Consider the following 22,733-nt stretch of genomic DNA (forward strand, 5'->3'; position numbering starts at 1 on the left):
TGTGTTCCTGTATGATACAAAAGAATATATGATGCAACCGGGAAGGGGCGTGTCCGAGTGCGGCATTCAACATGGTGGAAGATCGCGGCGGCGATTGTCGTAGTGGGAGCGCTGCTCTGGTTCGATTGGAAGTACCTCAAAGTCACTCCGGAATCCATTCGCACTTGGGTGTTATCCTTCGGCTGGATATCACCAGCGATTTATATAGCTATGTATATAGCTCGTCCTTTTATATTGTTTCCGGCATCCATATTATCACTGGCCGGGGGATTGGCTTTCGGTACATGGCTGGGAATGCTTTATACCCTGATCGGCGCCGTTACGGGTGCGATACTATCGTTTCTTCTGGCACGGGGGATAGGAGCGGGTTTCTTTCGGGGCAAAAATGATCCGAGGCTGGCGAAGTTGGAGCGGGCCATGAGCAGACGGGGCTTCTTTATGGTGTTGATGCTTCGTATCGCTCCGTTCGTGCCTTTCGATCTGGTCAGTTATGCGGCCGGTGCGGCCCGGGTACCGCTGCGGGCTTTTGTGCCCGCAACGATAATCGGTACCCTGCCGGGTACTTTTGCTTACAATTTTCTCGGCTCAAGTCTGACAGCGGGAAGCTGGAAGCACTTTGTGATTGCGGGCCTTGTATTCCTGGCTGCTTTGTCCGTTCCATTCCTGTTTCGACGGAAGCTGGAACAGGAAGTCGAGGAGTAAGCTTAGCCTTTGTTGTGGTGGATTCGAACGATGCGTCTGTGATCCGGCTGTTTCTTATCCTTACCGGAGGCCGCTTTAACTTGCGACTGCCGGGCTGATAGTCTGGCTTTCAGCGTGCCCGACGATTTGCGAAGCAGCGGCCGGGTTCCTTTCAACCGTGATTTCCCCATTCTTAGTTCCTCCTTTGTGACGATCAAAAGGCGAATGTCGTTAATGCAGGCTATGCGCCCGCTCAACCAGGGGTGCTTTCTTAATATCACGGCAGATTGCACGGAGATAGACGGATTTATTAACCATACATAGCATAAAGTCGTTGGGGGGCAGGGCAATGAGCTTACTACCGGTGTTGGGTACTGTATTCGGATTAGCGGCGGGGGCAGGCACTGCGGCATTGTATGGATTGACGGTTAAGGCGCAGCGACCGCGTCTGGTGCCCAATGAAATCGAGCCGTCGGTGCCGTTTGAAAGGGTGGAGTGGACAAGCGAGGGGAAAAAAGTGAAAGGCTGGTTCATGTCTCGTTCTGCCTCTGCTGCGTCTCCAATGCCGGGACCGGTTATTATCGTTGCGCATGGCTGGGGGTCTAACCGTTCCCGGGTGCTAAGATATGCGCTGCCTTTATATGAAGAAGGGTACTCCATACTGATGTACGACGCCCGCAGTCACGGAGAAAGCGATGTTTTCAAAACTCCGTCGGGCTTGCAGTTCCGCGATGATTTGCTTGCAGCGCTGGGCTGGCTCCACGCCCGTCCGGAAACGGACCCGGCGCGGATCGGAGTGCTGGGCCACTCGCTCGGGGGTTTCGGCGCGGTGTTGGCGCTGGATGCCCAAGCGCCGATTGCCGCTCTCGTTACCGACTCCATGCCGGTCCGCTTCGAAACGATGATCGAAGCGGAGCTGAAGCGGCACAAGCTGCCCAAATTTCCTCTCGCACAAATTATTCCGCAGGTGATGTTGTGGCGCAGCGGCATCCCGCGCTCTTTCATGAAGCGGGCGAATCCTGCAGCCATACTTCAGAACAATAAGAAAAGCGGCAAGGTGCCGGTGTTGCTTGTTCACTCTGTGCGCGACGGCTTCATCCCGCCGTCTGAGCTTAATCATGTGCTGTCACGCATACCGGATTTGCCTCATCTATTCGTCGATGTCGAAGGGCACAGCGCCTCCGAGCAGGATCCGGCCTTCTGGCCGGCGGTGCTATCCTTTTTTCGAACTCATATAAAAAAGTAGGCCTGCGACGTCGGGTCGCAAGCCTGAAGGAAAATATATAAATAAAAAGGGGGGTCATGCTTATATAGTAACCCCCTTACATGTTAGAAATATGAACACAATATTACGATTAGGTTACAAACAAGAAAGCGCTGCCAGATACAGGACGAACCCATACGCCCCAAATGTCCGCAACAGCGATTCTCGCGAGCCTAACTCACGCGGATACGGACAAATTGGGCGTATCAGCCGGTTTTTTGTGCGCTGAGCACACGCGAGCACGACCCATACGCCCAAAATGTCCGCAACAGCGATACTCGTGAGCCCAACTCACGTGGATGCGGACAAATTGGGCGTAACCGGGTGTTACTCGCGGTCCTGCTCCCGCATGCGGGTCATTTGCTGCCATACGGAGCCCGCAGCCTCTTCGCCGCGTTCGATGCGGGCGACGGCCATTTCGGCCTGCAGCCGCACTTCAAATTCCGGCTCGCTCGCCGCGACCGGACGAAGGGCTTCCAGCGCGGACTCGTCTCCGGCCTCATAGAGAAAACGAGCTGCCCGCCAGCGGACAAGCTTGTTTTTGTCGTTCAACGCTTCCATCATCGGGCCGATCGCCAGCGGATCCCCAAGGTCGGACAACGTATCGCCGGCAGTACGGCGCACAGCCGCAGAGGAATCCTTAAGCGCGGTAAACAAATAAGGCATTGTCTCCGGCGTACGCAAATCTCCGAGATACACAACCGCAAGGCGACGTATCGAAACTTGGCTGTCCTTCAGGGCCAGCGCCAGTACAGGCAAATCCTCCGGCTCCGGCTTCAGCCGTTCCAGCGCAGCATAGCGGTCCCGCCAGTCCTCAGCACCTAATGCCTGCTTAACTTGTTCCCCCGTGAGCGGGGCGGGAGGCGCCGGCGGCGCCGCTTCCGGTCCGGCCGCTTTGGCTTGTTCCACCAGGTCATGCAGGCGATCAGCCGAATAGGCGGCATCCAATTCCCGCTGAACCTCGTCGAGTACCTCTTGAGGTTCGCCGTATCGTACTCCCAGCTCCTCCAGCTTGCGTTCCCGGATCATGGTAGACCCCGCCGCCTCGGAAACGGCCTGCGCGAACCGGTCGGGCATCGCCGCCCTGAACTCTTGTCCGCCGCTGCGGACGCGGATTTGCATCGGAATGCCGCGGAACATTTGCACACGCACATGAGCTTCGCCGAAGCCCTCGGCTGACGGAGCGGCGGAAGCGGGACCGCCTTCTGCAGCACTGCCGAAAGCCTCGCGGACACCCTCGAGAATGGCTGCCCAATCGGCGTTGCCTTTGCGATCGACCGCCAGAAAGTCCGAGGTATGGAAGACGCCTTTCACACCGGGAATTTCTAATAATTTTGCTATGAGCGGAGGTGCCTTAACCTCCGTATCTTTGCCATACGTCAGGCGAATTCCGGGGTCCAAGCGAACATCCACATTCAGCTTCATCGTATTTGGACTCGGGGTCGGTTCGATGGATAACAATTTCATGAAATGCCCCTCGCTTTCTTCACTTACCTATATTACTTATACAATACCGCAACACTGGATTTTTGCCAAAAAAGAAGCGCTGAGCTTCATCATTATTTAACGGGGAATTCATTGGGTATTATGATTAATACAAGGAACCCTTCGGCAGCGCCGGCTCGAACCGTCACAGCGCCGCCATTATTGCTCACGGGGCCGCCGCCTATTTCCTTAATGACTTGGTACATTGGCGAATTTCCTGCTATAGTATACATGAGCACTTCATCGGAGGGATTTCATGCCTAGAAGACGCTTCGGCAACCTGGACTCGATCCGTGCGGGCAAAGCTTCCAAAGCTCAATTCGACCGCTGGCGCGAGGACCGTTTCCGTAAATTACGCAACAAAGCCTACAGCATCAATTGTGTTCCCAATGTGGCCCCGGATCTTCCTTTTTTGCAAAATAACCGCAGTGAGCCGTCCATCACCTGGATCGGCCACTCTACATTTTTGATACAGATGGCGGGTCTGAACATCGTCACCGATCCGGTGTGGGCAAGGCGTATGGCATTCCAGAGAAGGCTTGCGCCGCCCGGCATCGAATTATCGGACATGCCGTCCGTAGATGTTGTTCTGATTTCGCATTCGCACTATGATCATTTGCACGTATCCTCGCTCCGCAGGCTCAGAGGCCCCAAAAGAATGATTGTCCCGGCCGGGCTCCGGAAGAAGCTCCTGCTGCGCGGATTCCTGCAGTGTGATGAAATGCACTGGTGGGAGGATACGTCGCTTCAGGGTGTGAAATTCACCTTTGTGCCCGCCCAGCATTGGACCCGCCGCAACCCATGGGATATGAATACTTCCCATTGGGGCGGCTGGGTGCTGCAAATCGATCATGGCCCCACGATATATTTTGCCGGTGACAGCGGCTATTTCCGCGGCTTCCAAGAAATCGGGCGCAAGTTCAAGATCGATGTCGCCCTCCTGCCCATCGGCGCCTATGACCCCGAATGGTTCATGGCGTCACAGCACGTCAGCCCGGAAGAAGCGCTGCAAGCTTTCATCGACGTCGGGGCGAAATATTTCGTACCGATGCATTATGGCGCGTTCAAGCTGTCTGACGATACGCCGATCGACGCCCTGCAGAGGCTTGAAGCTGCGAGACAGCAGCTCGGCATCCCTGCTGAGAAAATATTTTTGCTGAAGCATGGCGAGACCATGCGTTTTCAGTCCAATACTCCCGATACTGAAGCAAAGGATGGATTACACACATGATTACTGTTAATGGCGTTGGTCTGCGTTTCGGCAAACGCCCCCTGTTCGAAGACGTTAATATTAAATTTACACCGGGCAACTGCTACGGCTTGATCGGCGCCAACGGCGCCGGCAAATCGACGTTCCTGAAAATTTTGTCCGGAGAAGTGGAGGCCTCCTCGGGTGAAGTCCACATTACCCCCGGCGAGCGGCTGGCTGTGCTCAAGCAGAACCATTTCGAATATGACGAGTACAATGTGCTCGAAACCGTCATCATGGGTTACGAGCGGTTGTACAAAGTAATGAAAGAGAAGGATGCAATCTATGCGAAAGCCGATTTTACCGATGAAGACGGTATGCGTGCCGGCGAGCTGGAAGCGGAATTCGCAGAGATGAACGGCTGGGAAGCCGAGAGCGAAGCGGCATCTATGCTGAACGGCCTCGGGATCACGACTGAACTGCATGACAAGAAGATGGCAGAGCTCGGCGGCAACGAGAAAGTTCGTGTGCTGCTTGCGCAAGCTTTGTTCGGTAATCCGCAAATCCTATTGCTCGATGAGCCTACCAACCACTTGGATCTTGAGTCTATCAACTGGTTGGAGCACTTCTTGGCCGGTTATGAGGGTACCGTTATCGTCGTGTCTCACGACCGCCATTTCTTGAATCAAGTATGTACGCACATCGCAGACATCGATTTCGGCAAGATTCAGATGTATGTCGGTAACTACGATTTCTGGTATGAGTCCAGTCAATTGGCTATGAGGCTCATGCGGGATCAGAACAAGAAGAAGGAAGACAAGATCAAAGAACTGCAGGAATTCGTCCAACGGTTCTCCGCGAACAAATCCAAGGCCAAGCAAGCGACAAGCCGTAAGAAGCTGTTGGATAAAATTTCGCTCGATGACATCCGGCCTTCTAACCGCAAATATCCGTTCATTAACTTTAAGCCGGAACGTGAAGTGGGTAAGCAGGTTGTTACTGTTGACAATGTGTCCGCGACTCTTGACGGCGAGAAGGTATTGGATTCGGTAAGCTTTGTCGTCAACAAAGGCGATAAGATTGCTCTTGTGGGTCCGCTGGGCAATGCCAAAACCACGCTGTTCCAGATTCTTATGGGCGAGCGAGAGCCTGATTCCGGCTCCGTTCAATGGGGTGTGACGGCCACGGCGGCTTATTTCCCTAAAGACAATACATCCTACTTCGATGGGGTGGATTTGAACCTGGCCGAGTGGCTCCGCCAGTACAGCAAGGATCCGGATGAATCGTTCATTCGCGGTTTCCTTGGCCGGATGCTTTTCTCAGGAGACGAGGCGCTGAAAAAAGGCTCCGTATTGTCCGGAGGCGAGAAAGTGCGCTGTATGCTGTCCCGGATGATGCTCACCAACGGAAACGTACTGCTGCTCGACGAACCGACCAACCATCTGGACTTAGAATCGATTACTGCGCTGAATAACGGTTTGATTGATTTTGACGGACCGATCATTTTCACCTCTCATGACCATCAGTTCGTTCAAACGATCGCAAACCGGATCATCGAGATTACTCCGAACGGCATTATCGACCGGATGATGACCTTCGACGAATATCTCGAGCATCCGGAAGTGCAGCAGCTTCGCTCTCGTTATTTGTCGGCTTAATAGATCATAAGGGCAATGGTGGAACCGTCATTCCGCTATTGCCCTTTTTTGCGTTTGACCTGCAGGGACTTGATGACGGGAACTTGGACAAAATAGCCGAATGTGTATTTTCCGGTAACACAGCCTGTTGTGCAGGGTAGGTGGCATTAGGTGACTGACGTATATGAAGATATTAAAAAAGGTGAAAAAGGCGCTTGGATCAGCATCGGCGCCTATTTGTTGCTGTCGGCTATGAAGCTAGGGGCGGGCTGGATGTTCGCTTCCGAAGCGCTGACCGCAGACGGCTTTAACAATGTCACCGACATCGTGGCTTCGCTCGCGGTGCTGATCGGCCTTCGCATTTCGCGGAAGCCGCCGGATCAAGAACATCCGTACGGCCATCTGAGAGCGGAAACGATCGCAGCGCTGATCGCTTCCTTCATAATGGCATCGGTAGGGCTGCAGGTGCTGATCGCTGCTGTCCGCAACCTGTGGCAGGGCGAATTCGTTTCCCCGGGGCTTGAGGCCGCTTGGGTGGCGCTGGCCGCGGCCGCGGTTATGCTGGGGATCTACGCCTATAACGTAAGGCTGGCGAGGCGCATTCAGAACCAGGCATTGATGGCGGCTGCCAAGGACAACCGGTCTGATGCTTACGTCAGCATCGGCGCCGCAACCGGCATTTTCGGCTCATATCTCGGTGTTCCTTGGCTGGATGCGGTGGCGGCAATCATCGTCGGTTTGATCATCCTCAAGACCGCCTGGGAAATTTTCACGGATGCGACTCGTACGCTCACGGACGGTTTCGACGTTCAACAGCTGGTCAATCTGCGCGCAACGGTAGAACGGACAGACGGAGTGAAGGCGATCAAAGACATACGCGCCAGAATCCACGGCAGCACCGTTCTCGTGGATGTCATCATCGCAGTCGATTCTTCCATGTCCTTAATGGAGAGCCATGAAATATGCGATATCATTGAACAGAGAATGATACGCAAGCACGGCATTCGCAATGTACATGTTCATGTAGAACCCGATGTCACCGCATAGCCCGCAAAGCAGCTCATCTACTCATTTTAAACCGCGATAAGCGGTTTTTTTTGTTGGTAAATAGATCCTTCCGGGCATCAGGCGGGGCGTTGCGAGACAACGACATTAGTTCTTTATACCTATATTCTTGCTCTCATGCGGACTAGAGTCTGGAACCGTTTTCCATGGTCTCCGTTTATCGTGGACACCTATAATGGACAAGGCGGGACGGCAGTCCACAAACGACAAACATGGGAGGACTAGACATTTGAGAAAAGGAATCTTGCTATTATTGGCTTCTCTTCTACTGTTGGTTTCTGTTCCGGTTTCCTCGGCCGCAGCGGCGTCTTTGACCGGGGAAATCGTGTCCACTGTCAATTTCCGTAACGGACCCAGCACATCGGCTGAAGTAATGACATCTCTGAGAGCCGGACAGTCGGTCATCGTTCTTGAAAAACTGAATCGTTACTGGTTGAAGGTTAAAGACGGCAGAGGTGCTGTGGGATACATATCTTCAAGCAGCAAATATGTGAAACTCGCAAATGAATCGGAGCCTGCGCCGACGCAGCCGAGTGAACCGGCTCAACCAACTCAGCCCACTCAGCCGGCACCTGCTCCGACAACTCCAACTCCAGCACCGGCACAACCGTCAGCGAGTGTGGAAAAGGTCATTCAAGCGGGAACCCAATACCTGGGAACACCTTACGAATTCGGCTCCAGCCGCAGCACGACAACAACCTTTGACTGCTCGGATTTTGTTCGCCAGGCTTTCAAAGACGCCCTTCAGATCACACTGCCTGCAGACTCACGTCAACAAGGCGCTTATGTTAGATCCCATAATTCCGTGACGACCGATTGGCATCAACTGAAGCGCGGCGACTTGATGTTCTTCATGAGCTACAAAGGATCGAAAGCGTCCGACTATGCGAACAAACAGTCTTTCTCCGAAAGAATCACCCATGTCGGTATCTATCTGGGGAACGGAAAGATCCTGCATACGTATTCCAAAACGTCCGGCGGCGTTCGAATCGACAGCTTTGCCGGCAAGGCTTGGGAGTATCGCTTCCTATTCGGAGGCAGCGCTTTGTAATCACAGCAAAAAAAAGAGTTCGTATCCCATGCTCAGGCAGGGTACGAACTCTCTTTTATTGCATTAAAGCAAGCACGGCTTCCGAGCATTTGGCGGGGTGATACTCTGCATTGCGCAGCGCGAGCAGCGCATCTCTGTGCTGATAGGCGGCATAAGGTTCCTGAATGAGCCGGAACCACCGGTCTATCGTATCGTTGGTCGTCATCAATTCGCCGAAGCCGTGCGTAACGAAGTACTCGGCATTCTCTTCTTCCTGGCCGGGGATCGGTTCGTAGAAGAGCATCGGTATGCCTTTGGACATGCCTTCCGTGCAGGTCATGCCGCCGGGCTTCGTCACGAGTAGGTCGGATACGTCCATCAGCTTGCTCACCTCTTTGGAGAAGCCGAGAATATGAATGTTCGGATGCTGAAACCGCTCATCGGAGAGCAGCTTCTCCCGAGCCTTCTCGTTGTTGCCCAGCACAATGATGAGCTGAACCTTATCCGAATAATTCGTCATATATTCTACGAGATGCTCTTCATACAATAGTCCCCAGCCTCCGCCCATGATCAATACGGTCGGCATATCGCGCAGATTGAACTGGGACAGAATTTCCGCCCGGTCGTGGGGATGCCAGAAGTTGGGATGCACCGGAATTCCCGTGACCATGATACTGGCGGGCGATACGCCGCGGGCAATAAGCTTATCCCGTACTGCAGGCGTGCTTACCAGATAGTTGTTAACCTCCGGATTGGTCCAGGTACCGTGAGCATCGTAATCCGTAATCAGCGTATACAAAGGAACGTCCAGTCCCAATCGTTTCAAACGGCTGACAACCGAGTTGGGAAACGGGTGGGTACAGACGATGGAGTCCGGCTTGAGCTGTCTGACGACATCCGAAACATGATTATAGAACAGCCGGTGCAGCGCAAATTGCGTCATCCGGTTCAGGGATTTATGATAGTGACTTCGATATATTTTACCTACCAGCTTGGGCTGTTTGCTGACCGTCTTCCTGTAAGCGGACAAAATGAGAGGGCCGATGATCGGATTGAGGAAAGTACCCAACTCGATCACTCGCGTCTGGATGCGCGGAGAAAGCTGGCGCAAACCTACTGCGAGCGCATAAGCAGCTTGTGTATGTCCGGTGCCGAAGCCTTCGGAAAGCAGCAGAACTCTTTTTTTGCGCATTAGAAACGATCCCCCACTTTTCCTACTTCCATATTACGCTGAACGTTGACTTGGGACAAGCCCGCCAGCCCTTTTATGTTAGAAAAGAGTGCAGACGGCCAATGTTTTCCTTTTCCCGCAGAAGTGAGTAAAATCAAATCAGATGAGTGAAGGAGGCTGCGAATGATGGATAACAAGCAAGGACCCGCTGAAATGGTGAAAATAACATACAAAACAGGAGATTATGTGGGAGAAACGATCGATCGCGACGAACGCAGAGTATTGGTAAAGGTGCTCGCTGTACTGCAGCATCCGACGCAAGGTGATCTGCACAGTTCGTACGATCCTGAGCCGCCGATCTTTCATGAGCGCAGAGCGCTCGCCTATACCGAAAAAGTATGGGTGCCCGTCCAGACAGCCCAACCATACGCAGGCGCGATTCCATCTTACACGGACAGCCTGAAAACCGCATTAGGCATTGAAATGGAACGGATCGACCGGATGAAACGCTGGGCGGAGCGCTGTCTGGAAAATTTGCATGGCCTGCAAAAGGATTACGGCGTGTAAATGGGCATTGTTAACGCAGAGCAATTATGTTATTGTAGTGTTCAGAACGAACTGACCGAATTGTTATTATGGTCAGTTTCAGGGAGGGACATATCTTGTCCGCTGAACGAAAACCGGTCGATCGCCGCAAGCAAGTGATTGAGGCAGCGAAACGCTCGTTTGCTTCATTCGGCTATAAAGCGACGACGATGGAACAGGTGGCCAAGCTCGCCGGAGTCGGCAAAGGCACCATATATACTTTTTTCTCGAATAAAGAACAGCTTTTCGACGAGATCATGTCCGGAATGATTCATGATATGCGAGAGATTGCCGAGGAGACTTTGAATTCTTCGCTTCCTTTTGCGGAGACTTTAACGGGTGTGCTCAGCAGGCTGCTGGACTACCGGGACCGGCACCAGCTCGCGGTCAAGCTGTCGCAGGAAGTTCGCGATATCGGAACGGCTGTGGCCAAGGAAGGGCTGGATCAACTGGAAGGCGCCATCGTCGCTTTCATTGCGCGTCATGTGAAGGTGTATGTGGACCGGGGCGAAGTGAAGCCTTGCGATCCTGATTTGACAGCCTATCTTATGCTGAAGACATACTTGGCCCTAACGGTTGATGGCCCTTATTTACGCCAACCGCTCGGCAAAGAGGAAGTACTGAAGCATTTTCGTTTCTATTGGATGGAAGGGTTGGCGGTTCGCTGAGTGAAGGAGAGTATGAGGCGTGAAAAATTCTGAGAAACGGAGCCGTATGCTGGCGTCGGAGTTTCGCCGCTTGTCCCGCAGCCGGATGGCGATGCTGTCTGTCGTGGGGCTGCTGGTGATCCCGCTTTTGTACAGCGGAATGTTGATCGGCGCATTCTGGGATCCGTATGCGAAGTTAAGCGAGCTGCCGGTCGCTGTCGTCAATGAGGACAAAGGAGCCGTTATGGATGGCAAATCCGTGCAAGTGGGGAGGGAACTGACGGAGGAGTTAAATAAGCAAAAGGACTTCAAATGGGCTTTTACGAGCGGGCAAGAGGCGATGCAGGGGTTAAAAGAGCATCGCTACGCGATGGCGTTCATCATTCCGGGCAATTTTTCACAGCAGACGACGACGCTGAAGAATGAGACGCCGCAGCTTGCGGAAATTCAATATTTCGTCGATGACGGCTGGAACTATTTGAATTCCCGTATCGGCGCTGAAGCGTCGGAGCAGCTTAAAGTGAAAGTGTCTAATGAGGTAACAAAGGCTTACGCAGACGCGGTGTTAGGCTCGGTCGGCAAGGCGGCGGACGGACTCAAGGAGGCGAGCGACGGCGCAGCCAGGCTTGCGGATGGAGCACAAGAGGCTCACACGGGAGCGCAAACGCTGCATGACAATTTGGCGAAGCTTGCGGACGGATCTCTTGAGTTGAAGCAGGGTCTGAACAAAATGAAGACCGGATCAGCCCGGTTGGCAGAGGGCTCGGGCACTCTATCGGCAGGCAGCGTGAAGTTGGCGGACAGCTTGAAGCAGGCTTCCGAAGCAGGAACACAGATGGCGGCAGGAGCTGCGCGGACCGATGAAGGAGCCGCTCGCTTGGCGGCTGGAGTGTCCAAGCTGCAGCAGAGCGGAACGGCTTTGGCAGCGGGTGCCTCCGAAGTCGATTCAGGCAGCAAAGGTGTGGCTTCGGCTGCGGATCAGCTTTCACAAGGGCTGAAGAAATATGCGGAGGAGCACGCCGACGCTTCGGGGGATGCGGCATTTCAAGAGCTGCTGAAGTCCGCGCAGCAGCTGGCGGCGGGCGCCGGTAAAGTACAGGTCGGCGCACACGGCTTGTCGGAAGGCGCAAGCGGGATGGCTGCGGCCGAGGGGGAGCTCGCGCAAGGCTTAGCTGAGCTGCAGACGGGTACGGTTCAGCTGCATGAAAAGCTGGATTTCTTCGCGGGTAAACTCAGGGAAATCGAAAGCGGTTCGGTGAAGCTCTCAGACGGCGCACAGACATTAGCTTCCGGGGCGGAGAGCTGCATAAGGGAATCGCGAGCGCCGGGCAAGGAATGCTGAAAGTAAATGACGGAACGATCAGATTGGCGGACGGATCTTTGGATTTGGCAAGCGGCATTAACAAGTTGACCGACGGTTCAAAGGAGCTTTCGGGTAAGCTGGGCGAAGCCTCGCAGGATGCCAAAGATATGCCGACCGGCAAAAAGCAGACGGATCAGTTTGCCGAACCGGTCAGTGTCTCCGAGCACAAGCTTGCCGATATTCCCAACTATGGAACCGGTATGACTCCCTATTTCCTGTCGCTCAGCCTGTACGTCGGCATCTTGATGTCTACCGTCATATTGCCGCTCAGGGACGCAGCGGATCGGGTCGAGAGCGGATGGAATGGTACTTGTCCAAGGTGCTGCTGTTTGCTCCTGTTGTCTTGCTGCAGACCGTGCTGGTCGATTCGGTGCTGCTATACGGATTTGGGCTGCAAGTATCCAATGTGCCTCTATTCTACGGCGTTTCCATTGCGATAGCTTTGACGTTTATGAAGATACTTCAGTTTTTCATTACGTTAGCCGATCAGATCGGACGCTTCATCGGCGTAGTGCTTCTTACGCTGCAGTTGGCGGCCAGCGCAGGCACTTACCCGGCCGAGCTGCTGCCGGCATGGCTGCAGGCTATCGGTCCTTGGATGCCGATGACACATGCGATCTCAGCGTTAAGGCTTGTCGTTGCAGGCGGGGCGGCGGGGGAGATCGGCAGCGAGCTGCTCGTTCTTGCGGTTTACGCGCGATATTTATCATACTCACGGTGGTGCTGTTTGTCGTGAAATATCGCCGGCAGCGTCACCTCTATGCTGGATTGAACCGCGAAGCTGCGGTTGTCTGACAAATGCAAATGGAGTGTCAAACTGGCAGCAGTTTGGCACTCCATTTTGATTTAAGGGAAAACCTCACGTTAGTTTTAACGTGCGGCACTCTAAAAAATAGTTTAGCTGGAAATCATCAACTTAATATTGAGATTATATGGTGTTCGTTTGAAAACCGGTCCAATTAGCTCGATGATTTCCCTCTAAATGACAGGAAACGCGATTGTCCAAGCAATTAGCAGGAGGTTTTCCACCAAATTGTGCAGGCATCAAGGATTGATGAAAGCGGTTTGGAGCTTCGCGCGATAGACCACTTGATAGTCCAAGCCTTTGGTAATCAGGGACAGAGGAACGTAGGTTTTACCGTCTTTGCCGGCATAAGCCGGTGTCTCGACAGGCAGTGTGATGCCGTTCACCGTCATTGTCTTGGCGGCAATCGTGACGGTGACAAGCATTCCGTTCTTTGAGAACACGGCCGTCTTCGTTTTCTGGGTCCACTTCAGGTCCGCGTTCACCGCATTAGCCAAATCCCGAAGTGCGAGGAACGTGGTATTTTTCACGACAGTCGGCTTGCTCGCCAGCTCATTGCCATTCACAATAACCGAGAGCGGCACGCCGGCTGCTTTTGCCGAAGGCTTGCGATACTCCGGCCACACAGCTGCTGCGAAAGCTTCCGCCATCGCTTCGTATCCCGCCTGCTTCGGGTGAATATCGTTGCCGTCGAACAAGGTGATATAGGTATACTCGGTTTCTTTGTTTACGAATTTCTCGGACACATGCGCCACTTTCAACCGGATGTTCTCTTTGATATAATCCGCAGCCATCCGATCAAGTTGAGCGGAAAGCTTGTCGACAGCGGACTTCAACTCCGGATATAACGCGTGTGTGTCCCATAATGGAAGATATTGATCCGCCATTACGATCTGTGCGTCAGGCGCCAATTGATTCAGCAGGCGGATCATGATATCCAAATCGGCTGTATATTTATTCAATCGGGTTTCGAAGCTGTCCGCAAGTGTCTTACGCGCATCCTCAATGGATTGGTTTGACATGGATTTGATAACATCTGCAAAGTCGTTCCCGCCGATCGTAACAACTACCAGATCCGCTTCGCGAAGTTCGGCTGAGATCTCCGGAGTGCGAGCAGCTACCGCGTCGGCTTGCTTGATGACCCGTGTGTCAAATGAGGTGAAATCCTGCAAGTCCGCCGCTTTAAGCGGCCGTCCTCCGGCTGCGCCCTGCAGCAAGTTATTCAAGCCGGGAGTTGTTAATCCCAGTACGCCATAATTTTCAAGCTCGGCGCGTCCGTGGAACAAAGCTTGCTCGTACATCCGATCGGCATAGCCGTAAGGAACGGAAGCTTCCGTCATTTTCGGCTCATAACCGACAGTTAAGGAATCTCCAAGCGCCACGATCCGATACACGTCCTTGTCGGCTGCTGCCGCCTTCTCCACCGTCCCCAAAACATTCATACATGAAAGACCGATGATAGCTGCCGTAACCGTTGCAATTAACAATTTCACTTTTTGCCGCATCCACTTATTTCCTCCCCATTTTGTGCCCGTGAGTGCCCGTCGTACCAAAGAACTCTTATCGGAATCATAAAAATATTAAATTGCCATTACTCTTGCGGTGGTGTTAAAATAATATAATAACTAAAATGAATAAATATGAATATTCACTGTATTTCAGTGCATAATCATGTATTTTTCCTCCATTTTCTGGATGTTTAAGCCGTGTCTTTATTCTAGGCGATTTTGGCTGAGATTTGAAGCGTCAATTTCAACTCCGTTCAATAACTCTGCATATAGAAAGGTGCTTTTGTATGAAAGAGAAGCTTCCAGGTTTGCCCCCGAAGCAGGGGCTGTATGACCCGCAATTTGAGCATGACGCCTGCGGCATGGGGTTTGTCGCTCATATCAAAGGCCTGAAATCTCACGAAATCGTCGAACAGGCGCTGTCTCTGCTCATTAACATGGAACACCGCGGCGGGCAGGGCAGTGAGCCCAACACCGGTGACGGCGCGGGGATCATGCTGCAAATTCCACATAAATTCTTCAGCAGCGAAGCGGTCCGGATCGGATTTGCGCTGCCTGCGGAAGGTCAATATGCAGTTGGGATGACATTCCTGCCTCAGAACGAATCCGTTCGCCGCAAGCACGAAGAGATATTTGAAGCGATCGTGGCGGAAGAAGGTCAATCCGTTCTAGGCTGGCGCACCGTTCCGACCAACGATGAGAAGCTCGGCGAAACCTCCAAGAAGGTCAAGCCTTTCGTTCGTCAGGTGTTTATTTCACGCTCCGCTGCACTTGCTGATGATATGGCGTACGAACGTAAGCTGTATGTCATTCGCAAACGCGCCGAACAAGCGATTCGTTACGCCGGCATCGAGGGAGCGGACAGCTTTTATTTGTCCAGCCTTTCCAGCAGGAAGATCGTATATAAAGGAATGTTGACCACCGAGCAGGTGGGACATTTCTATACCGAGCTGCACAATCCCGAATTGGATACGGCGATGGCGCTTGTACATTCCCGCTTCAGCACCAACACATTCCCGAGCTGGGAGCGGGCACATCCGTTTCATTATATGATTCATAACGGCGAGATCAACACTCTGCGCGGCAACGTGAACTGGATGCACGCCCGCCAGACGCTGTTCGCCTCCGAGCTGTTCGGCGACGATCTGGAGAAAATCAAGCCGGTCATCGCTCCGGACGGGTCCGATACGGCCATGTTCGATAACACGTTTGAATTTATGGTTTTATCCGGCCGCTCGATGGCGCATGCAGCCATGATGATGGTGCCGGAACCCTGGCAGAACGACGAGCATATGGACGAGGACAAAAGAGCTTTCTACGAGTATCACGCATGCCTTATGGAGCCGTGGGACGGCCCGGCCGCCATGGGCTTCACCGACGGTGTTCAGATCGGCGCCGTACTTGACCGCAACGGACTGCGTCCGGCTCGGTACTGCGTCACGAAAGACGATTTGATCGTGATGGCTTCCGAAGCCGGCGTTATCGAAATCCCTCAAGAGGACATCGTTCTCAAGGAGCGGCTTCGTCCGGGCCGGATTCTGCTTGTCGATACGAAAGAGGGCCGGATCATTTCCGACGAAGAAGTGAAGAAGTCGATTGTAACCGAGCACCCTTATCGGGAGTGGCTGAACGATCATCTGGTGGATCTTGAAGAGCTGCCGGATGCTGTGGAGCTGCCTGAGCCGAACCATGCTACCGTTCAGCAGCGGCAGCAAGCCTTCGGATACACTTTCGAGGATATCCGCAAAGTGATGGAGCCGATGGCGTTGACCGGCGTTGAACCGCTCGCGTCCATGGGCTATGACTCTCCGCTCGCAGTGCTTTCCGAGAAGCCTCAGCGGCTTTTCAACTATTTCAAGCAAATGTTTGCGCAAGTAACGAACCCGCCGATCGATGCGATCCGGGAAGAGATCGTTACTTCAACCTATACGACTGTCGGACCTGAGCGCAATTTGCTTAATCCGGAACCGGAGAGCTGCCGCCAGATCCGTCTGTACTCTCCGGTTCTATCGAATGAGGATTTCGCCAAGCTTCGCCATGTTCACCGTCCGGGCTTCAAATCCATCACGCTGCCGATCTTCTTCCCGGCGGACAACGGAGAATGGGGCCTGCGCGACGCGCTGACACAGCTTTGCGAAGCGGCGGACCGCGTCATTTCCAAAGGCCATAACATTCTGATCCTGTCGGACCGGGGAGCGGACGAAGATAATGCGGCGATACCGTCGCTGCTTGCGGTGTCCACTTTGCACCACCATCTGATCCGTCAAGGCAGCCGGACGAAGGTCAGCATCCTGCTGGAATCGGGAGAGCCGCGTGAGGTGCATCATTTCGCTCTGCTTATCGGTTACGGTGTCAGCGCAGTGAACCCTTACCTGGCATTCGAAACATTGGATGACCTGATTCGTGAAGGCATGCTGCGCAACATCACACATGAGAAAGCGGTCAAAAACTTTATTAAAGCCTCCACCAAAGGCGTTGTGAAAATTCTGTCCAAAATGGGGATTTCCACAATCCAGTCTTACCGGGGAGCACAAATATTCGAGGCGATCGGACTGAATTCCGACGTGATCGATCAATACTTTACCTGGACGCCATCCCGGATCGGCGGCGTAGGCCTTGACGTCATCGCCTCCGAATCGCTTGCGGCTCACCGCCGCGCCTTCTCCAAGCAGGAAGGAGCCGATCTCGAACTGGATTCCGGCGGCGACTATCAATGGCGTAAAGACGGGGAAGACCATCTGTTCAATCCGAAGACCATTCATACGCTGCAGATGGCTACACGTACGAATAACTACGACACTTTTAAAAAGTACTCCGCTCTTGTGCAAGGTGAATACGAGAGTGTACGGAATCTTCGTTCTCTGTTGGAGTTCAAGTTGGATCAGCCGCCTGTTCCGATTGAAGAAGTGGAATCCGTAGAGTCCATCGTGAAAAGGTTCAAAACCGGAGCCATGTCCTTCGGTTCGATCAGTAAAGAAGCGCATGAAGCGCTTGCCATCGCGATGAACCGCATCGGAGGCAAGTCGAACTCGGGCGAAGGCGGGGAAGATTTCCGCCGCTTCATTCCCGATGCGAACGGCGATTGGCGCCGCAGCGCAATCAAACAGGTCGCATCCGGCCGGTTCGGAGTGACGAGCTACTATCTGAGCAATGCCGATGAGATCCAGATCAAGATGGCGCAAGGCGCGAAACCAGGGGAAGGCGGTCAGCTGCCGGGACGCAAAGTGTACCCTTGGGTAGCCGAAGTTCGCGGTTCGACTCCGGGTGTCGGCCTGATTTCGCCGCCTCCGCACCACGATATTTATTCCATTGAGGATCTGGCGGAGCTGATCCATGATCTCAAGAACGCGAATCCGCGCGCGCGGATCAACGTCAAGCTGGTTTCGGAAGTGGGCGTCGGCACAATCGCTGCCGGTGTGGCCAAAGGCCGCGCCGATGTCATTCTGGTAAGCGGATATGACGGCGGGACGGGAGCCTCGCCGATCGGTTCGATCCGGCATGCCGGATTGCCGTGGGAGCTTGGACTTGCCGAGACCCATCAGACCTTGATCCTCAACAATCTGCGCGACCGGGTTGTCGTGGAGACTGACGGCAAGATGATGACAGGACGCGATCTGGCGGTCGCCGCCCTGCTCGGCGCCGAAGAGTTCGGTTTTTCTACCGCTCCGCTCGTTACCGTAGGCTGTATCATGATGCGGGTATGTCATCTGGACACTTGTCCGGTCGGCGTTGCGACGCAAAACCCCGAGCTCCGCAAGAAATATATGGGCGACCCGGCTCATGTCGTAAACTTTATGTATTTCGTCGCGCAAGAGCTGCGTGAAATTATGGCGCAAATGGGCTTCCGCACCGTACAAGAGATGGTGGGACGCGTAGACCGTCTGGAAACCAAAAAGGCGATCAAGCATTACAAAATGCAAGGAATCGATTTGACTCCTCTGCTTCATATGCCGGAGCTGCCGGAAGGTTCTTTCCGCTACAATGCGAAAGGACAGAACCATGGTCTGGAAGATTCGCTTGATATGCAGTCTCTGCTGCAAGCCGCGGCTCCGGCCTTGGATAGCCGGCAGCAGGTCAAAGCAAGCTTCCCGGTCAAGAATACGAATCGTGTTGTCGGTACGATTCTCGGTCATGAAGTGACGAGCCGGTACGGTAAGGACGGCTTGCCGGAGGATACGATCGATTTCCAATTCGTAGGAACGGCCGGTCAAAGCTTCGGTGCATTCGTACCGAAGGGGATCACCCTGAAGCTTGAAGGTGAAGCCAACGACTACGTGGGCAAAGGGCTGTCCGGCGGTAAAATCGCCATCTACCCTTCACCGAAGGCGACCTTCAAAGCAGACGAGAATATTATTATCGGGAACACTGCCTTCTACGGCGGGACTTCCGGCGAAGCTTATATTTCCGGCGTTGCAGGGGAAAGATTCGCAGTGCGGAACAGCGGCGTGAAAGTCGTCGTCGAGGGCGTCGGCGATCATGGCTGCGAATATATGACAGGCGGACGTGTTGTCGTCTTGGGCCGGACCGGCCGCAATTTCGCAGCGGGCATGTCGGGCGGAGTCGCCTATGTCATTGATTGGGACGGCAAGTTCGTCGACCGGTGCAATTTCGAGATGGTCGCATTAGAACGGCTTGAAGACGATGTTGAAGCCGCGGACGTACGGGCGATGATCGAGAGACACGTCCAATACACGAACAGCGATCTCGGACGTTCCGTCCTGCAGGACTGGGACCGCATCCGGGCGAAATTCGTGAAAGTCATCGCGAAAGATTACAAACGGATGATGGAGCAAATCGCGAAGGTGGAAGCCAAAGGTTTAAGCGGCGACCAAGCGCTGCTGGCCGCGTTCGAGGCGAATATGCGGGACTTGTCCCGCGTTAGCGGCAATTAATCGGTCATAGTTGCACAAAATCCCGTGAACCTAGTGTTCACGGGATTTTTTTACGTTTCTTCACGTTCAATACCATTTTAAAGGTGTTTTTTGAAATATTTGGGTATTTCGACAAATGTTCTGAATAAATAATGCAGACATGGCTCCATTGCTCGACAACGTCTGCGAGCCCATTACCCTATAATCAGCTTAATGAAACATTCAAGAAAAGAAGGAGTGTCTGACCGCGCTCATGGAGAGGGATACAGGGATCGGAACCAAGGAAATCAAACAACCGTTGGAAATTGACATTCGAAAAATATTGGAGCAGCTGGGCATACAAATGGAGAAGTGGCCGGATGAGTTCAAGAAACCGCCTCAATGTTTATCATGAAGCGCGCAGAGAATATATAAAAAACCTCCGAGGTTGCGGCGCTGAGCGCCATCCAGCGAGGTTTTTTGTTTCTTCGAGGATTACGGGTTCATATTGCGTTCCGCCCGCACGAATGCGATAAATCTGCGGGCTTCATCCGCGGTTAATTTCCGGCCGTCGATCGTGAGTGAGAAGCGTTCCAACAATTCGGTATCCGACAATTCCAATTCGTCCGTGAACTGACGCACATCCGAGTCTAAAGTGACGCTCGTCTCGTTGGTTCTTCCAACCAGATAGTCTAATGAAACATGAAACAGGTCAGCCACTTTGGATAGCGTCTCCGTATCCGGTTCCCTGCGATTCTTTTCATAATGGGACAAAGCTGCCCGCGAGATTCCAAGAGCAGAGGCGAGTTCTTCTTGTGTCAAATGCCGTTGACCCCGAAGGAATGCAATACGGCTGCCGATATTCATAGGCTACCTCCGAAGGTTTCTGTTGTCTTCATCATAATATGGATATAGAAGAATTGCATTCTTTGATACGAAATGTCGCTAATCCACATTCTATATTATGCTATCCAACGTTCCAACATAGACCAAACGCCCAAATTTTCTTAATCCTACGAAAAAACTGATACCCTGTGTATCTTTGGAGCCGGTGACTATGAAAAGAGACTCACTAGGAAACCAAGCGGAACAGAGCGATTTTAACATTCATATCTCCCTGTTTGCCGATCTGTCCATGTACCGGGTTAAGGATAGACAGGTGGACAGCGGTTCTCAGCGTGTGCTTATGACCCACGTTAACTTCAGCGGCTGTCAATTTCGGACTCATCTTGAGATTCCCGCGCGAACGGATGTGCAGTGGGTTTTGAAGGCGAAATTGGGACATTACACCACTGCGCTTAAGGCTATTATTGTAAGCGGGATACAGGAAGACGGGCTATTCAGATATGAAGCCAGCTGGAAAATGACCGCCGCAGAACGGTATTCCTATCAGGTCAGGTTAAACGAGTATTTGCAGACGATGCTTATCTCCAGTCCTGACATTCTGGCTTTTTACAGGCGAATATCCGAACGATATGTTTTCGGAGGCTTCCGGCAATTTGACGTCAGCTCATAGGAGGGCATCATGGACAAAAGGCACGCGCACCGGTTTTACTGTGTTAAATGCAGCCAGTTAAAGCCGGTTGAACACGCAGGAATATTATTTCGCACGGGCTTCTACCGGGTTAACTATCCACTCGGATTCTGCGGGCATTGTGCGAACCTATCTAAATAAAATTTAACTAAATATTCGGATTTCCGGCAGGCGATTAAGTATAATAGGGTTGTTGTTCAATCTATAGACGGAGGGAAGCTTATGTCAGAGGCTCCCGTCGTTCGCCTGCAGAACGTTACGAAAGTGATCGGCAAGCGAACGATTATCGACCGTGTGTCCTTTGAGGTGCACCCGGGCGAAGTATATGGTTTTCTCGGTCCGAACGGATCCGGGAAAACAACAACCATTCGTATGATTGTCGGTCTGATGGGAATGACCGCAGGAGATATTCACATCGCGGGTCACAGTGTTCGTACTGCATTTCCTAAAGCGATTCTGAATGTAGGCGCGATTGTGGAAAATCCGGAAATGTACAAGTTTCTGACCGGCTATCAGAATCTGCTTCATTATGCCCGCATGAATCCGACGATCAGCAAACAGCGTATCGAAGAGGTTGTGGAACTTGTAGGTTTGAAAGGCCGCATTCATGACAAGGTGAAGAAGTACTCTCTCGGCATGAGACAGCGTCTTGGAGTCGCTCAAGCGGTCATGCACCGTCCTAAGCTGCTTGTGCTGGACGAGCCGACCAACGGACTCGATCCCGCGGGCATTCGCGAGCTGCGGGATTATTTGCGGCGTTTGGCGCAGGATGAAGGAACGGCGGTGCTCGTGTCTTCTCACTTGTTGTCCGAGATGGAATTGATGTGTGATCGTGTGGCGATTCTGCAAAACGGCCAAATCATCGACGTTCGTTCCTTGCACGGACAGAGCGGCGGCATTGCCGCAGCAGAGGAAGTGTTGTTCGACGTCGATCGGCCGGAGGCAGCCATTGCAATCCTGCAGGGTGCAGGTTCGGCGAAGATCGTCGACGGCTTGTTGGCGGTCGCCGCAGATCGCCACGCCATCGCATCTATAAACCGCCGTCTGGTCGAGGCGGGAATTCAAGTTTATGGAATTCGGGTCAAAGTCAAATCGCTGGAAGACCAATTCCTCGAAGTGACGGGGAGTGAGACCAATGGCTGACTTTTGGAGACTGATACAGAACGAGAATATGAAGATCTACCGCCGCTTGCGTTCGTGGGTAATGTTTGGATTTATCGTCTTCCTGCCCCCGCTGATCTCATTGTTAATCAATTTCGCCGGCCCGGGAATCGAAATAACCGCCTGGGAAGCCATGCAGACGGAATCCGTCGTGCTATTCATCCTTATCACTATATTTACGGTTGTCATAGCCGCCGAGGCCGTTGCCGGTGAATTCACTTGGGGTACCATTAAACTGCTGTTAATCCGGCCTTGGAGCCGCTCGGCGATCTTGTTGTCCAAATATTTATCCACGCTGCTATTTGCTTTGTTCTTTACGGTGACCGCTTTTATCGTTACTTTGCTGGTGAACCTGGCCATATTCGGATCTGCCGGGACTCCGGCCGCCGAAACTTCGCCTGTAGCGGATATGGGAACGTACTATTTACTCAAGTTTATCAGCTTGATTGTCATCGTCACCTTCGGCTTCATGCTGTCCTCCGTTTTTCGCAGCAACGGTCTGGCTATCGGCTTGTCTATCTTCCTTCTATTGTCGGGCACTATTATTACAAACGTCTTCTCGATGGTGGATAAGGCGTGGGTGAAATACGTCATCTTCATGCACCTGGATCTCAATTCTTACATGCATGGAGGACAGGGCATGATCCCGAGCTATCCGACAACGCTGGGTTTCTCTCTGGCGGTGCTGGCGGGCTACTTTATCCTGTTTAACCTTATCTCATGGACGGTTTTCCGCAAACGGGATGTAACGGCTTAAC

22 protein-coding genes are annotated in these 22,733 nt (G+C 53.0%); 16 read left to right on the forward strand and 6 right to left on the reverse strand.

Translation table 11 applies throughout. The features are described from left to right. Positions 1-57 precede the first annotated feature (57 nt). The gene (locus SD71_RS07700) at positions 58-702 is read left to right on the forward strand and encodes a TVP38/TMEM64 family protein (RefSeq protein WP_041061788.1); all 645 of its coding nucleotides are present in this window, start codon (positions 58-60) and stop codon (positions 700-702) included. A gap of 2 nt (positions 703-704) precedes the next feature. Here the strand turns inward: SD71_RS07700 and SD71_RS23905 are convergent, their stop codons facing one another. Continuing rightward, positions 705-872: a hypothetical protein gene (locus tag SD71_RS23905; protein ID WP_161793357.1), complete on the reverse strand. Its 168-nt coding sequence runs from the start codon at positions 870-872 to the stop codon at positions 705-707. 158 nt (positions 873-1,030) lie between these two features. On the opposite strand from SD71_RS23905, the gene SD71_RS07705 reads away from it, so the two are divergent. Further along, positions 1,031-1,927, forward strand: coding sequence for an alpha/beta hydrolase (locus SD71_RS07705; RefSeq protein WP_052476068.1), 897 nt, complete (start codon positions 1,031-1,033; stop codon positions 1,925-1,927). A gap of 345 nt (positions 1,928-2,272) precedes the next feature. On the opposite strand, the gene SD71_RS07710 is transcribed toward SD71_RS07705, so the two are convergent. Both SD71_RS07710 and SD71_RS25520 read right to left on the reverse strand, forming a co-directional pair. Then, entirely contained in the window at positions 2,273-3,412 is a 1,140-nt protein-coding gene (locus SD71_RS07710) for a virulence factor (RefSeq protein ID WP_041061789.1), read from the reverse strand. Between the two features lie 92 nt (positions 3,413-3,504). Beyond that, entirely contained in the window at positions 3,505-3,636 is a 132-nt protein-coding gene (locus SD71_RS25520; RefSeq protein WP_268747718.1) for a hypothetical protein, read from the reverse strand. Between the two features lie 50 nt (positions 3,637-3,686). On the opposite strand from SD71_RS25520, the gene SD71_RS07715 reads away from it, so the two are divergent. The 4 genes from SD71_RS07715 to SD71_RS07730 all read left to right on the forward strand — a co-directional run bounded on the left by SD71_RS07715 (position 3,687) and on the right by SD71_RS07730 (position 8,372). Then, positions 3,687-4,661 carry an MBL fold metallo-hydrolase gene (locus tag SD71_RS07715; RefSeq protein WP_052476069.1) on the forward strand — a complete coding sequence of 325 codons (975 nt, stop codon included), beginning with the start codon at positions 3,687-3,689 and terminating at the stop codon, positions 4,659-4,661. Beyond that, complete coding sequence (locus SD71_RS07720; protein ID WP_041061790.1) at positions 4,658-6,277, forward strand: ABC-F family ATP-binding cassette domain-containing protein; 1,620 nt, start codon at positions 4,658-4,660, stop codon at positions 6,275-6,277. The genes SD71_RS07715 and SD71_RS07720 overlap by 4 nt, the downstream gene beginning before the upstream one ends. 150 nt (positions 6,278-6,427) lie before the next feature. Next, entirely contained in the window at positions 6,428-7,303 is an 876-nt protein-coding gene (locus SD71_RS07725; RefSeq protein WP_041061791.1) for a cation diffusion facilitator family transporter, read from the forward strand. A gap of 247 nt (positions 7,304-7,550) precedes the next feature. Beyond that, a complete protein-coding gene (locus SD71_RS07730) occupies positions 7,551-8,372 on the forward strand; it encodes a C40 family peptidase (protein ID WP_041061792.1) in 822 nt (273 codons plus the stop codon). Between the two features lie 55 nt (positions 8,373-8,427). On the opposite strand, the gene SD71_RS07735 is transcribed toward SD71_RS07730, so the two are convergent. Beyond that, entirely contained in the window at positions 8,428-9,543 is a 1,116-nt protein-coding gene (locus SD71_RS07735; RefSeq protein WP_041061795.1) for an MGDG synthase family glycosyltransferase, read from the reverse strand. A gap of 162 nt (positions 9,544-9,705) precedes the next feature. Between SD71_RS07735 and kapB the strand changes: the two genes are divergently transcribed. From kapB to SD71_RS07755, 5 genes are all read left to right on the forward strand, one after another. Next, positions 9,706-10,089 carry a sporulation phosphorelay system protein KapB gene (gene kapB / locus SD71_RS07740; protein WP_041061798.1) on the forward strand — a complete coding sequence of 128 codons (384 nt, stop codon included), beginning with the start codon at positions 9,706-9,708 and terminating at the stop codon, positions 10,087-10,089. Positions 10,090-10,157: 68 nt separating this feature from the next. Continuing rightward, positions 10,158-10,775 (forward strand): TetR/AcrR family transcriptional regulator, encoded by a 618-nt coding sequence (locus SD71_RS07745; protein ID WP_052476071.1) that lies wholly within the window; start codon positions 10,158-10,160, stop codon positions 10,773-10,775. A gap of 19 nt (positions 10,776-10,794) precedes the next feature. Continuing rightward, positions 10,795-12,096: a YhgE/Pip domain-containing protein gene (locus tag SD71_RS07750; RefSeq protein WP_041061804.1), complete on the forward strand. Its 1,302-nt coding sequence runs from the start codon at positions 10,795-10,797 to the stop codon at positions 12,094-12,096. Further along, on the forward strand, positions 12,090-12,557 hold the full coding sequence (locus tag SD71_RS23520; RefSeq protein WP_152619381.1) for a YhgE/Pip domain-containing protein: 468 nt from the start codon (positions 12,090-12,092) through the stop codon (positions 12,555-12,557). The genes SD71_RS07750 and SD71_RS23520 overlap by 7 nt, the downstream gene beginning before the upstream one ends. Beyond that, complete coding sequence (locus tag SD71_RS07755; protein WP_235427032.1) at positions 12,461-12,853, forward strand: YhgE/Pip family protein; 393 nt, start codon at positions 12,461-12,463, stop codon at positions 12,851-12,853. Before SD71_RS23520 ends, SD71_RS07755 begins: the two co-directional genes overlap by 97 nt. A gap of 308 nt (positions 12,854-13,161) precedes the next feature. On the opposite strand, the gene SD71_RS07760 is transcribed toward SD71_RS07755, so the two are convergent. Next, positions 13,162-14,427 carry a stalk domain-containing protein gene (locus SD71_RS07760; RefSeq protein ID WP_041061810.1) on the reverse strand — a complete coding sequence of 422 codons (1,266 nt, stop codon included), beginning with the start codon at positions 14,425-14,427 and terminating at the stop codon, positions 13,162-13,164. Positions 14,428-14,717: 290 nt separating this feature from the next. Here SD71_RS07760 and gltB point away from each other — a divergent pair, with 290 nt between their 5' ends. Together gltB and SD71_RS23910 are read left to right on the forward strand one after the other, a co-directional pair. Further along, positions 14,718-19,322 (forward strand): glutamate synthase large subunit, encoded by a 4,605-nt coding sequence (gene gltB / locus SD71_RS07765; RefSeq protein WP_041061813.1) that lies wholly within the window; start codon positions 14,718-14,720, stop codon positions 19,320-19,322. Positions 19,323-19,554: 232 nt separating this feature from the next. Then, complete coding sequence (locus tag SD71_RS23910) at positions 19,555-19,695, forward strand: hypothetical protein (RefSeq protein ID WP_161793358.1); 141 nt, start codon at positions 19,555-19,557, stop codon at positions 19,693-19,695. An 80-nt stretch (positions 19,696-19,775) separates the two neighbouring features. Here SD71_RS23910 and SD71_RS07770 read toward each other — a convergent pair whose 3' ends face one another. Then, positions 19,776-20,147, reverse strand: a complete 372-nt coding sequence (locus SD71_RS07770) for a helix-turn-helix domain-containing protein (RefSeq protein ID WP_041061815.1) — start codon at positions 20,145-20,147, stop codon at positions 19,776-19,778. A 190-nt stretch (positions 20,148-20,337) separates the two neighbouring features. Between SD71_RS07770 and SD71_RS07775 the strand changes: the two genes are divergently transcribed. The 3 genes from SD71_RS07775 (at position 20,338) to SD71_RS07785 (ending at position 22,732) form a co-directional block, all read left to right on the forward strand. After that, a complete protein-coding gene (locus SD71_RS07775; RefSeq protein ID WP_041061817.1) occupies positions 20,338-20,796 on the forward strand; it encodes a hypothetical protein in 459 nt (152 codons plus the stop codon). A 240-nt stretch (positions 20,797-21,036) separates the two neighbouring features. Beyond that, positions 21,037-21,957 carry an ABC transporter ATP-binding protein gene (locus SD71_RS07780; RefSeq protein WP_041061819.1) on the forward strand — a complete coding sequence of 307 codons (921 nt, stop codon included), beginning with the start codon at positions 21,037-21,039 and terminating at the stop codon, positions 21,955-21,957. Further along, positions 21,950-22,732, forward strand: coding sequence for an ABC transporter permease (locus SD71_RS07785; RefSeq protein WP_041061821.1), 783 nt, complete (start codon positions 21,950-21,952; stop codon positions 22,730-22,732). Before SD71_RS07780 ends, SD71_RS07785 begins: the two co-directional genes overlap by 8 nt. The last annotated feature ends 1 nt before the right edge of the window (position 22,733 follow it).

The organism is Cohnella kolymensis (assembly GCF_000829465.1).
Taxonomy (GTDB): domain Bacteria; phylum Bacillota; class Bacilli; order Paenibacillales; family Paenibacillaceae; genus Cohnella; species Cohnella kolymensis.